General features: G+C 45.4%; 8 protein-coding genes. 2 read left to right on the top strand and 6 right to left on the bottom strand.

Annotation, left to right across the window (positions count from 1 at the left end):
- Positions 1–345 precede the first annotated feature (345 nt).
- Together MHO32_RS15430 and znuA are read right to left on the bottom strand one after the other, a co-directional pair.
- On the bottom strand, positions 346–3,723 hold the full coding sequence (locus MHO32_RS15430; protein ID WP_239212827.1) for an AraC family transcriptional regulator: 3,378 nt from the start codon (positions 3,721–3,723) through the stop codon (positions 346–348).
- Between the two features lie 212 nt (positions 3,724–3,935).
- Positions 3,936–4,817, bottom strand: coding sequence for a zinc ABC transporter substrate-binding protein ZnuA (znuA, locus tag MHO32_RS15425; RefSeq protein ID WP_017188397.1), 882 nt, complete (start codon positions 4,815–4,817; stop codon positions 3,936–3,938).
- Between the two features lie 78 nt (positions 4,818–4,895).
- On the opposite strand from znuA, the gene znuC reads away from it, so the two are divergent.
- On the top strand, positions 4,896–5,684 hold the full coding sequence (znuC, locus tag MHO32_RS15420; protein ID WP_005446428.1) for a zinc ABC transporter ATP-binding protein ZnuC: 789 nt from the start codon (positions 4,896–4,898) through the stop codon (positions 5,682–5,684).
- Positions 5,677–6,462 (top strand): zinc ABC transporter permease subunit ZnuB, encoded by a 786-nt coding sequence (znuB, locus tag MHO32_RS15415; RefSeq protein ID WP_239212845.1) that lies wholly within the window; start codon positions 5,677–5,679, stop codon positions 6,460–6,462. Before znuC ends, znuB begins: the two co-directional genes overlap by 8 nt.
- 70 nt (positions 6,463–6,532) lie before the next feature.
- On the opposite strand, the gene sucD is transcribed toward znuB, so the two are convergent.
- The 4 genes from sucD to sucA form a co-directional block, all read right to left on the bottom strand.
- On the bottom strand, positions 6,533–7,405 hold the full coding sequence (gene sucD, locus MHO32_RS15410; RefSeq protein WP_005436989.1) for a succinate--CoA ligase subunit alpha: 873 nt from the start codon (positions 7,403–7,405) through the stop codon (positions 6,533–6,535).
- The gene (gene sucC, locus MHO32_RS15405; protein ID WP_005446426.1) at positions 7,405–8,571 is read right to left on the bottom strand and encodes an ADP-forming succinate--CoA ligase subunit beta; all 1,167 of its coding nucleotides are present in this window, start codon (positions 8,569–8,571) and stop codon (positions 7,405–7,407) included. The genes sucD and sucC overlap by 1 nt, the downstream gene beginning before the upstream one ends.
- A gap of 203 nt (positions 8,572–8,774) precedes the next feature.
- Positions 8,775–9,983 (bottom strand): 2-oxoglutarate dehydrogenase complex dihydrolipoyllysine-residue succinyltransferase, encoded by a 1,209-nt coding sequence (odhB, locus tag MHO32_RS15400; RefSeq protein WP_005426699.1) that lies wholly within the window; start codon positions 9,981–9,983, stop codon positions 8,775–8,777.
- Between the two features lie 28 nt (positions 9,984–10,011).
- Positions 10,012–12,837 (bottom strand): 2-oxoglutarate dehydrogenase E1 component, encoded by a 2,826-nt coding sequence (gene sucA, locus MHO32_RS15395; RefSeq protein WP_009698583.1) that lies wholly within the window; start codon positions 12,835–12,837, stop codon positions 10,012–10,014.
- Positions 12,838–12,849: the final 12 nt, after the last annotated feature.

Below are 12,849 nucleotides of genomic sequence, written 5' to 3'. Positions count from 1 at the left end.
GTATAGTCCCCCCGGCTATACCACGATATTTTTTTTCTTCTCTTTCTTCATTCGCTTCTCAATTAAGTCCCAATAATTCCTAAACGTTTTACTCGAACAAATCCCTGTTATTCTCATTATCTATCACAACACTATATCGCCATTGTGCTGCACGTACTCTGCGTTATATAGCTCGAGCCCTTTATCACGCATCACGCATCACGCATCACGCATCACGCATCACGCCAGACTAAATGTCATTCCCTTGTGTCCAGAATCTATATTGAGCTCTTTACGATACCGTTCACCTTACAGACGTAAAAAAGCCCAACGCTAAGGCTGGGCTCGGTAATGTCGAATTAAGAGCTAGAGGCTTGTTTGGCTCTCTTGAGTCATTGCGAACTTAGAAGGTGGCAGCCCGAAATGTAGCTTAAACTTCTGGCTAAAGTACGACGGGTCATTAAAGCCGCAGTTAAAGGCAACTTCACTGATCTTCTCGCCAGCGAGCAATTGTTCACAGGCGGTTTCCAACCTAACTTCCGTTAAGTAGTCTTTCAATGTTCGTGAAGAAGCAGATTTAAATCGTCGTTGTAGGCTTCTTTCTGACATATAGAGCATCTTCGCTGCAGACGCTGTACCAAATTCTGGGTCGTGATAATGTTCTGCGACAAGTTGATACACTTTCATCAACCATTCTTGTTCCGGCGATGTATCTTGCTGTGGTTTCTCTACTTCTGCAAACTCCGGCAAGACCTCTTCGACATGACTCGGTTCTTGAGCACATGGCCACGTGATTTCAATTTTATTTTGAGCATCCGACGCAAACATAGATAAATGACCACCGCTGACCGCCACCAATTGAGGCAAATTATCCATACTTAAGTCAACATTGCTGCTGTTTGATGGTCGCATCGTCGAAACCTTACTCGGTAACTGGGTACCATGATCGATAAAACTTAACGAGACAATGTCATTCCCCTCCTCCAATACCAACTTAACCGACTGCCCTCTAAAAGAGCGTTTAATAATATTGGCGAAGATGCTGTTAAAAATGACATCAAGATTAAAGCTTTCGAGTGAAATCCGGCTCGCTTTGTTGTCATCTTCTAACTCAACACTAATGCCAGCTTTAGTGAAGTCCTCTCGCCACACATCAACGACGGACTGGGTAATCTGGCTTAAGTTATAGTTTTGACTACCATTGCTGGTATCTTCTGGTGAGCTCTTAAGCTCGTTCAATTGCCAATAGGTTTTAGAAAGGTGATCTTGAGTTACTGAATCTAAATCCAGTGGAAGCTTATGGGCAATCGAATCCACACTGGATTTAATTGATTGTGCAACATGGTCCACCAACAAGTTTCTCACTTGAATTTGCTTTCTAAGCTGTTGATTGCTCGTCAATAGAACTCGACTTTGATGACGTAACTGATTGGTTTTTAATGTCACCTGCGCCGCTAGATCACGGTTCGCTTGCAATACAAATCGCGAACGCCAGTACATCAGGAGTGCTAACGTTGCGATCGTAATTAACGTAAATCCAGATATTGCCAACTTTGACAAATACCAAGGCTTGAGTACCGTAAACTTAGATTCAAGTCCAATCAAACCAGAGGCGAGTTGTGAGTCATTACTTACTTGAAGGTGATAATCTCCGGAATTTAAGTGCTCTAGTGTTAACTGTCCACCTTCCAGAGATTGCCATTGTTCACTCTCATTCAAGCGATAGTAGAGGTTTTGGTTATCTGGTTTTGGCATCACACCAAACAAGAAACTCAATGAAGACCCATAAGGCAACTTCATATCTTCTAAGTCAGAGCTTCCTACTTGAACAACATCATTTTCCAACATGACTTGGCTAACAATAAGTTTGGACTCTGGCGTATTAGACACTAGCAGTTTTGATGAATCAGCTTTCACTAAACCGTATTGAGATCCAAAGATAAGTTGGCGGTCACTATCCTCTGAACGTCGAATCAGATTACAAACGCCTGGAAGAAATTCATTATTAATTAAGCCTGAAGAAGAGGAATAGTGCTTCATCAACTGACCGGAGAGATGGTAATAGCTTAACCCTACCGATGAAGCGAGCCAAACCCCTTCAGAATCACTCAGTAAACAAGTGGGCCGAGAGTTTGAAACACTCATTTCCATCACCTGCTTTTCGTTACGACCCGGGATGGTTCGAAAAACACCGTAAGCAGATGCAAACCACTGGGAGCCATCATTGGCAGTAATGATATCAAGCGACTCTCCGTACTTTTCAGAGAAACGGTTAAAACGAATCCGCTCTCCATCATACTCATAGACACCGTGATCGGTACCAATCAGCAGCAACTCTTCTTTATCATACAAACGAGTAATTTTGGCAGGTAGATACTGACTCACTAACCAGTCACTGCCAAAGTTACGCATTTCTTGCTTCTCAGCGTCGATATTAAACAGTTGATAACCACTTGATACCCACAATCGACTCGCCCCGTCAGCCACAATATGATCAATGGCTCGTCCTGCAATGACTTGCAAATACGGGAAGGTCATTGGGGTTAAGTTCTCAAGATCGAATATCTCAAGGCCATTTTCTGTCGCTATCCATAACTTATCACCTTGAAAAGCGAACTCATTAATCTGAGAAGATAAATCTAAAACCTCACTAATTGCCTTGGGTCCTGAGCGATAAAGCTTATGATCATCAGCAAACCAAAGCGCACCATCAGGTCCCGTCAACGTTTGGCGGATTCGCCCAGAAAGTGTCAATTGATCGTAACTACTGAACGTTGTTCGCTCGAATTTTTTACTAAATAATGAGTAATAACGAATGCCTTGGTTGGTAGCAATCCACATACCGCCCATGTTGTCGTTCAATAACGAGTAGATCTTAGTGGTCGCTAATTCCAGCTCAAGGAAGCTTGCCGGGGTGACTTGAGTTACATCTCCGCTTAAGAACGAATACAAATAAAGCCCTTGCTCCGTTCCGACCCAATACTCTTGGTTGGTTTCTGCAAATGTAAGAACGTGAGATGTACCAATTCGAATGACAGGTTTATCTGGTTCGGAGATATTAAAAATCAGCGCGCCTTTTAGCGTTCCGACCAGAATCTCTCGACGAGTATGTGAGTAATACACTTTTTCTATGTAGTGTTTACCCGACGAAACAACATGGTTGAACTTGCTCCCCTCTGATAGATATACACCTGATGTCGTCGCTAACGCCCACTTCGTTTCGACGAAAATGGCGTCATTAATATAGACGTAACTGTTGTTACTATGCTGATAGAGTTGCAGTAAAGAGAAGGAGTTAAGTTCACTGGTTTCAATATTGTAGGTATAGAAATGCGCGCCGTCACTAACCCAGATAAAATTGCCAGATGAGCCAATCTTACGAATTTGAGAACCAGGATTGAGACTAAAGACCAAGCGACGTTCTTGGTTAGGGTAAGTCTGATATACCTCGTTTTCGATAAACGTCCAGAATGAGCCTTTGTGGTATGCCAGTTGTTCTACTTTCGCTCGTAGAAAACTGCCTGATTTTGGCAAAGTGGTTTGCCCATCATAAAACAGCACCCGTCCGTGGACATCGTGAATCCAAAGCCCACCATGCTCACCCGGGAACAATTTTTTTGCCGCAATAAAAGTCCCCTTAACCTGATTTGGCAAAGGGTAAAAGATCGCATTCGCTTCACTTGAAGCAAACGCTTGAAATGAGAGGATAAAAGCCCAGAAAAAGAGGGCTAATTGGCGCAGCAAGATAAAATCCTTACATGTATCAATACGTGCGACTCATGGTTCACTCATGCCTTCCATAGCTAAGTGTCTATATGGTTATTTTGAGCCGCTAATTATTGATAATGATATCTCAAATCCTTTGATAGAAAAGACTCACTGCGCTTAAGGTTTGTAATTCTTACTGCCAGATCACGTTAAAAACGTATTCCGTGTAGAGAAGCACAACACAATTGTTACTTTTCGCTCAAACATTGACTAAAGCTGTTGGACATTCCTTTAAGAAATTCGAAGTAACTTCCAGATTTCACCTCAACCTCACTACCCAGCGGATCAAGAACACCTGAACGAACGTCACTGCCACGCATCACACTCTCAATAACCGCCGGAGTAAACTGAGGCTCAGAGAACACGCACGCTACATCACCGGTTCCCAACGTTTTACGGATACGAATCAGTGTTTTTGCACCAGGTTTACGGTCCGGTGAAACGGTGAAGTGACCCATTTGATTCAAACCATAACGCTCTTCAAAATACCCATAAGCATCATGGAATACGAAGTAACCTTTATCTTTGACTGGAGCAAGCTGCTGTTTAATCTCAGAATCAGTCGCGTTCAACTTTACTTCAAATTTCTTCAGGTTGTTGGCGTACGTATCGGCATGTACTGGATCAACTTCCGCTAACTTGTGTGCAATTGCATTAGCGACCTGTTGTACTGTTTCAACACCCAACCAAAAATGAGGGTCATGTGTACCATGGTCATGACCATCGTGATCATGAGAATGCTCGCTACCAAACTCTCGCAGCGACAAACCTGGAATTTGGCTTAGTGTCAGTGTGTTCCCTCTATCTGTCACCACTTTTTCAAGGAATGGTTCGAGGTCGTGCCCATACCAAATCACCAAATCCGCAGCAGCTACTTTCTGGACATCAGAAGGGCGCAACGCGTAATCATGCGGAGATGCATTGTTTTGTAGCAATACGTCCGGAGCTGTTACGCCTTCAGTAAGCTCGGTCGTGATCATTTGAATTGGTTTGATACTGGTTAACACAGTTACCGCGTGAGCAGGTAACGTTAATATTGCTGAGACAGCAAGAATAATAGCTCTTTTCATAGTTTTACTTGGGGTATGGCGTGGAAAGTGAGATAATGTTACATTATAACATTATTATTTTGCAAATGAGTTTCATTCATGTCTTCACTAGTCCGTCTTGAGCAACTGTGCGTCGAGTTTGACGAACGCAGAGTTCTCGACAATATCACTATGGAATTAGAAAAGGGCAAGATCACCACCCTAATTGGTCCCAACGGAGCGGGAAAATCGACATTAGTTAAAGTCATTCTAGGTCTCCAAAAACCGACCAGCGGTAAGTTAAAGAAGCAACGTAAACTGAAAATTGGTTATGTTCCTCAGAAACTGAAACTCAACGATTCACTGCCACTCAATGTCATTCGCTTTTTGAACCTTGCTGGCAAGTATAGCAAGCAGGAATGTCTCGATGCGCTACGCCTTGTTGGAGCTGAGCATCTCATCGCAAGTAACATGCACCGTCTATCTGGCGGAGAGAACCAACGAGTATTGCTCGCACGCGCCCTACTACAACGTCCAGAATTGTTGGTATTAGATGAACCCGCTCAAGGGGTCGATGTTCAAGGTCAGATCGATCTCTATGACTTAATTGAGAGCATCCGCCACCGATTTGACTGCGGTGTGTTCATGGTGTCTCATGACTTGCACTTAGTGATGGCTAAAACTGACGATGTGATTTGCTTGCATCATCATGTGTGCTGCTCTGGCTCACCGGCAACCATCACCCAGCACCCTTCTTACATTGCGCTGTTTGGTAATGCGACTCGAGAATCTCTGGCTTTTTACCATCATGATCATGAGCATCACCACCACGATTTAGCGGGTTCACCAGTCACTGGCGATGCTACATCTTGTTCAAACCATTCTCACGGACATCATCATCATGATTGAGTTTTTATTGCCTTCAATTCTGGCTGGTATTGGTATTGCGCTCATCGCAGGTCCACTTGGCTCATTCGTGGTTTGGCGAAAAATGGCTTACTTTGGCGATACCCTTGCTCACGCCTCGTTAATGGGGTTAGCGCTGGGCTTTTTACTCAATGTGAACCTATATCTTGCACTACTAGTTTGCTGTTTAGCGTTAGCGGTCCTACTTGTGACTCTGCAAAAACAACAGCTTGTGGCGACAGATACCTTGCTTGGTATCTTGGCGCACAGTGCACTGTCCATTGGTTTAGTGTCCGTCAGTTTCTTAGACAACGTTCGCGTAGATCTTATGAGCTACCTATTCGGTGACTTGCTTGCGATCTCGCCACAAGATCTGATGTTCATCTACGCTGGTGTTGTTGCTGTAAGTGCGTGTTTGTACATCTTTTGGCGCCCACTGCTCTCCAGCACAGTCAGCGAAGAGCTTGCCGCCGTGGAGGGCGTGAATACCGATCTAGTGCGTTTGGTATTAATGCTGATGGTGGGTGTGGTCATAGCAGTAGGTATGAAGTTTGTTGGCGCATTGATCATGACTTCTCTACTGATTATCCCTGCAGCCACTGCGCGTAAAGTTTCCTCATCACCAGAGCAAATGGCATTGTTTGCCTCGATTATCGGTTCGATTGCAGTGTTAATGGGGTTAAGCCTATCTTGGCACTTCGATACGCCAGCAGGTCCTTCTGTTGTCATTAGTGCAACATTCCTGTTTATGCTTAGCCAATTGATTAGACGTAAACCCTAATGCACTGATAGAAAAAGAAAAGCCTGCGAAATCGCAGGCTTTTTTGATGCTTTTGTAATGGTTTGGTTGATTACCAACCTGTCACTTCACGTAGACCTTTGCCAATCTCTGCTAGAGATTTCACAGTCTTAACGCCAGCCGCTTCTAGTGCTGCGAATTTGTCTTCAGCAGTACCTTTGCCACCAGAGATAATCGCACCAGCGTGACCCATACGTTTACCAGGAGGAGCCGTTACACCAGCAATGTAAGAAACCACTGGCTTCGTTACGTTTTCTTTGATGTAAGCAGCAGCTTCTTCTTCCGCAGTACCGCCAATTTCACCAATCATTACGATTGCTTCAGTTTCTGGGTCTTCTTGGAAAAGTTTAAGGATATCGATAAAGTTTGAACCAGGAATTGGGTCACCACCGATACCAACACACGTTGATTGACCGAAGCCTTCATCCGTTGTTTGCTTAACCGCTTCGTACGTTAGAGTACCTGAACGAGAAACGATACCTACTTTACCTTTCTTGTGAATATGACCAGGCATGATACCGATCTTACATTCATCAGGTGTGATAACACCCGGACAGTTTGGACCGATCATGCGAACGCCAGTTTCTTCTAGCTTCACTTTAACATCGATCATATCTGTTGTTGGGATGCCTTCCGTGATGGTCACGATAAGCTCAATACCCGCATCAATCGCTTCTAGGATTGCATCTTTACAGAATGGCGCTGGCACGTAGATTACTGTTGCTGTTGCGCCAGTCACTTCGACTGCTTCACGTACAGTGTTGAATACAGGAAGACCAAGGTGAGTTTGACCACCTTTACCTGGAGATACACCACCAACCATTTGTGTACCGTAAGCAATTGCCTGCTCTGAGTGGAAAGTACCTTGACCACCCGTGAAGCCCTGACAGATTACTTTAGTGTCTTTGTTAATTAGTACAGACATTATTTAGCCTCCGCAGCAGCAACAACTTTCTGAGCAGCATCTGTTAGCGACTCAGCAGCAATGATATCAACATCAGAATTAGCAAGAACTTCGCGACCTAGGTCAGCGTTAGTACCTTCAAGACGAACAACAACAGGTACCGTTACACCAACTTCTTTCACTGCACCAATGATGCCTTCTGCGATCATGTCACAACGAACGATACCGCCGAAGATGTTGACTAGAACTGCTTTCACGTTGTCATCAGATAGGATGATCTTGAACGCTTCCGCTACACGCTCTTTTGTTGCACCGCCACCTACGTCTAGGAAGTTAGCCGGCTTGCCACCGTGTAGGTTTACGATGTCCATTGTACCCATCGCCAGACCTGCACCATTAACCATACAGCCAACGTTGCCGTCTAGTGCTACGTAGTTCAGTTCCCACTGAGCTGCGTGCGCTTCACGCTCATCTTCTTGTGAAGGATCGTGCATTTCACGAAGCTTAGGCTGACGGTATAACGCGTTTGAGTCAATGTTGATCTTACCGTCAAGACACAGCAGGTTGCCTTCGCCAGTAATAACCAGTGGGTTGATCTCTAGTAGCGCTAGGTCGTACTGAGAGAACATAGTGCCAAGACCCATGAAGATCTTAACGAATTGTTTGATTTGGTCACCTTCAAGACCAAGTTTGAACGCGAGCTCACGACCTTGGTAAGCCTGAGGACCTACTAGTGGATCGATTGCTGCTTTGTGGATTAGCTCCGGTGTTTCTTCCGCAACTTTTTCGATTTCCACACCACCTTCAGTTGAAGCCATGAATACGATCTTACGGCTTGCACGGTCTACAACCGCACCAAGGTAAAGTTCGTTAGCAATGTTAGATGCTTCTTCTACAAGGATTTTAGTAACAGGCTGACCATTTGCGTCTGTTTGGTAAGTAACCAAGTTCTTACCTAGCCATTTTTGTGCGAATTCTTTTACACCATCTTTTGTATCGTGTAGCTCTACGCCGCCCGCTTTACCGCGACCGCCAGCGTGAACCTGACACTTTACAACTTTCTTTTCAGTAGTGATGCGACCCGCAGCTTCAAAAGCTTCTTGTGGCGTATCACATGCGTAGCCTTCCGGTACAGGCAAACCGAATTCTGCAAACAGCTGTTTGGCTTGGTATTCATGCAAATTCATTTTGATATTCCGTTTGTTTATCCCTTAAGGGATTTATTATTTCCATAACACCACTTCATGCGGTGCGTCTGTAGGGTCTTCTCAAATCAACTGCTTATGGATTATATCGGGGGCAGTTCAAGTGAAGGCCAGACGCTGAGCCAGTCTAGCCTTGGATGCTGTAGGCGTCGAGCTATCAGGGACAACTCGACGTTTTAGCGATATTAAACGTCTAATAACAGACGCGCTGGATCTTCTAGTAGCTCTTTAATGGTTACTAGGAAACCCACTGACTCACGACCATCAATCAAACGGTGATCGTAAGATAGTGCTAGGTACATCATTGGCAAGATTTCTACTTTGCCATCAACCGCCATTGGACGCTCTTGGATCTTGTGCATACCCAAGATTGCTGATTGTGGTGGGTTAATGATTGGCGTAGACATCAATGAACCAAATACACCGCCGTTAGTGATAGTGAAGTTACCGCCCATCAACTCATCAACCGTTAGCTTGCCGTCACGACCTTTGATTGCTAGCTCTTTGATGCCTTTTTCGATGTCAGCAAAACCTAGCGTGTCACAGTCTTTTAGAACTGGCGTCACTAGACCGCGTGGCGTAGAAACCGCCATACTGATATCAAAGTAGTTGTGGTAAACGATGTCATCACCATCAATAGATGCATTCACTTCTGGGTAACGTTTTAGTGCTTCAGTTACTGCTTTCACGTAGAAAGACATGAAGCCAAGACGAGTGCCGTGACGCTCTTCAAACTGGTCTTTGTACTGCTTACGAAGGTCCATGATTGGCTTCATGTTCACTTCGTTAAACGTAGTCAGCATCGCCGTGTTGTTTTTCGCTTCTAGAAGACGATTTGCCACTGTCTTACGTAGACGCGTCATTGGAACACGTTTTTGGCTGCGAGCTGCTGCAGGCGCTTCAACAGCTGCTGGAGCTTCTGCTTTCGGAGCTGCTTTTGCGTTTGCAAGGTGCGCTTCGATATCTTCGCGAGTAATGCGACCGCCAACACCAGAGCCTTTCACTTGGCTTGCTTCTAGACCGTGTTCAGCAAGAAGACGACGAACCGCTGGGCTTAACGCATCGTTGCTCTCTTCTGTCAGCGTTGCTTTATGACGCTTGTCGGGAGATGCTTCTTTGTCTTCTGTTGAATCTGTCGTTGGTTCGCCTGCTACGGCACCTGGCTTAAGTTTTGCGATCAACTGCTTAGAAAGTACTGTCGCACCTTCTTCTTCGATAATGGCTTCTAAAACGCCCGCTTCCGGAGCAGGTACTTCAAGCACGACTTTATCAGTTTCGATATCAACCAGAACTTCATCACGCTCGACTACGTCGCCTGGTTGTTTGTGCCATGTCGCTACGGTTGCGTCAGCAACTGATTCAGGTAAATCTGGAACCAGAATTTCAATTGTCATATCTGTTTCTTCCTTTAACTTCTAGTTCTTAATTCGAAGTTTTTGAGTTCACGTTCAGAGCGTCTTCAACCAACGCTTTTTGTTGTTTCAAGTGCACCGACATGTAGCCTACTGCTGGCGAAGCAGAAGCTGGGCGACCTGCGTATTTAAGATCTGCGCCTGCTGGAATAGCTGCACGGAAGTTGTGTTGGCTACAGTACCAAGCACCCTGGTTTTGAGGCTCTTCCTGACACCATACAAAGTCTTCAACATTCGTGTATTGCTCAATAGCGGCTTGAACTTCTTCCATCGGGAATGGGTATAGCTGCTCAATACGCACAATAGCAACATCATCTTGTTCGTTATTGCGACGCTGTTCTAGAAGGTCGAAATAAACCTTACCCGAACAGAACACAACACGTTTCACTTTGCTTGGTTCCAGATTATCGATTTCTGGAATCGCCGGCTGGAATGTACCTTCAGAAAGATCTTCCAAAGACGATGTACAAAGTGGATGACGCAGTAGCGACTTAGGTGACATAACAATCAGTGGACGACGCATTGGACGCACCACCTGACGACGGATCATGTGGTAAACCTGTGCTGGTGTAGATGGCACTACAACCTGCATGTTTTGTTCAGCACACAATTGTAGGTAACGTTCTAAACGCGCTGACGAGTGCTCAGGACCTTGACCTTCATAACCGTGTGGCAACAGCATCGTCAGACCACATAGACGAGCCCATTTTTGCTCACCCGACGAAATGAACTGGTCGATCACCACTTGCGCACCGTTTGCGAAATCACCAAATTGTGCTTCCCAAATGGTCAAACCGCTTGGCTCTGCCGTTGCGTAACCGTACTCAAACGCCAGTACCGCTTCTTCCGACAATACAGAGTCAAAGACTTGGAATGGACCTTGTTTGTCATGAATATTCGCTAGCGGGATGTAAGTGCTCGCATCGTTTTGGTTATGCAAAACAGAGTGGCGATGGAAGAAAGTACCACGACCTGAGTCCTGACCAGAGATACGAATACGCTTGCCATCGTCAACTAAGGTAGCGTACGCAAGTGTCTCTGCCATACCCCAATCTAATGGCTTCTCACCACTGATCATTGCAGCACGATCGTTGTAAAGCTTGTTTACACGGCTTTGTAGCTTATGGCTATCCGGGTATTGAATTAGGCGTTGACCAAGCTCTTTCAAGCGAGTTGAATCAAATTTGTTATCCCACTCAACATCCCAGTCGTGACCTAGATACGGAGACCAGTCAACAGAGTGAAGAGCCATTGGACGCCACTCTTTCACCACAACTTCACCTTTATCAAGCGCGTCGCGGTACTCATTCACAAGCTGAGTTGCAACTTCAATGTCTGATTCATTTTTATCGATCAATACATCAGCGTATAGCTTACGTGGTGTTGGGTGCTTTTTGATTTTCTGGTACATCAACGGTTGAGTCGCATTCGGCTCATCCGCTTCGTTGTGACCATGACGACGGTAACAAACCAAATCAATCACAACATCACGCTTAAACTCGTTGCGGTAATCCAGAGCAATACGAGTGACAAAAGCAACTGCTTCTGGGTCATCAGCGTTAACGTGGAAAATCGGAGCCTGTACCATCTTCGCAATATCAGTACAGTACATCGTCGAGCGAGTATCACGAGGGTTCGATGTTGTAAAACCAACTTGGTTGTTCACGACGATACGTACCGTACCGCCGACACAGAAGCCGCGCGCTAGAGACATGTTAAACGTCTCTGCTACCACGCCCTGACCTGCAATTGCTGAGTCACCGTGAATAGTGATTGGCAGTACGCGGCTACCATCAAAATCACCAAGGCGATCTTGACGCGCACGAACCGAACCGATAACTACTGGGTTTACAATCTCAAGGTGAGATGGGTTAAATGCTAGCGCTAAGTGGACATCGCCACCTGGCGTTGCAAAGTCTGCAGAGAAACCTTGGTGGTACTTAACGTCACCCGTACCCCATGTTTCGTCATGTTTGCCTGCAAACTCGTCAAACAAATCTTGTGGCTTCTTACCTAGAACGTTGACTAGCATGTTCAAACGTCCACGGTGAGCCATACCGATAACCACTTCACGCATGCCGCTCTTACCAGCATGACGAATCAGCTCTTTTGTCATCGGAATTAGTGCATCACCACCTTCTAGAGAGAAACGTTTAGCGCCTGGGAACTTAGCACCCAAGTAACGCTCAAGACCTTCAGCAGCAGTTAGCTCCTCAAGGAATGTACGTTTTTCAGTTTTATCGAAAGATGGCTGACCAACCACAGACTCTAAACGTTGCTGAATCCAACGCTTCTGTTCTGTGTCTGTCATGTGCATGTATTCTGCACCAATAGAACCACAGTACGTTTTCTTCAGAGCTGAGTAGATGTCTTTCAACTGCATGGTTTCTTGCCCAATAGCAAAAGAACCTACGTTGAAAGTTTCTTCGAAGTCATCTTCGGTGAGATTGTGGAATGCAGGGTCTAGCTCCGCCACAGGTGGACGTTGCCATAGACCTAGAGGATCAAGCTCAGCAGCTTCATGACCGCGGAAGCGGTATGCGTTGATAAGCTGTAGAACTTTTACTTGCTTAGCGTCGACATCTGGATCACTAACTTGGACACTGTAATGCTTTGTTTCTTGAGCGAGTCGTCGGAAGTAGTCACGGACACGCGAATGCGGCTGTTCTGCCACTTCTTCTGAGTTTTTAGGTAACTCATCAAATACGCGTTTCCACTCCTCACTTACCAGATCGGGATCACTTAGATACAGTTCGTAGAGGTCCTCTACATACGTTGCATTGGCGCCAGCCAAGTGTGAAGACTCGAGCCATGCCTTCATCACGCCGTTGTGCATATTTTCCCTTAA

It is taken from the genome of Vibrio sp. MMH1-50 (assembly GCF_022347645.1).
GTDB lineage: Bacteria > Pseudomonadota > Gammaproteobacteria > Enterobacterales > Vibrionaceae > Vibrio > Vibrio harveyi.
The sequence above is the reverse complement of the archived record's forward strand: the minus strand, read 5'-3'. Positions and strand labels throughout refer to the sequence as shown.

Bases quoted from the DNA above. Each gene is read 5' to 3' on its own strand.
- sucA (WP_009698583.1), bottom strand. From the start codon at position 12,837: ATGCACAACGGCGTGATGAAGGCATGGCTCGAGTCTTCACACTTGGCT.
- znuC (WP_005446428.1), top strand. From the start codon at position 4,896: ATGTCTTCACTAGTCCGTCTTGAGCAACTGTGCGTCGAGTTTGACGAA.
- znuB (WP_239212845.1), top strand. From the start codon at position 5,677: ATGATTGAGTTTTTATTGCCTTCAATTCTGGCTGGTATTGGTATTGCG.
- sucC (WP_005446426.1), bottom strand. From the start codon at position 8,571: ATGAATTTGCATGAATACCAAGCCAAACAGCTGTTTGCAGAATTCGGT.
- znuA (WP_017188397.1), bottom strand. From the start codon at position 4,817: ATGAAAAGAGCTATTATTCTTGCTGTCTCAGCAATATTAACGTTACCT.
- odhB (WP_005426699.1), bottom strand. From the start codon at position 9,983: ATGACAATTGAAATTCTGGTTCCAGATTTACCTGAATCAGTTGCTGAC.
- sucD (WP_005436989.1), bottom strand. From the start codon at position 7,405: ATGTCTGTACTAATTAACAAAGACACTAAAGTAATCTGTCAGGGCTTC.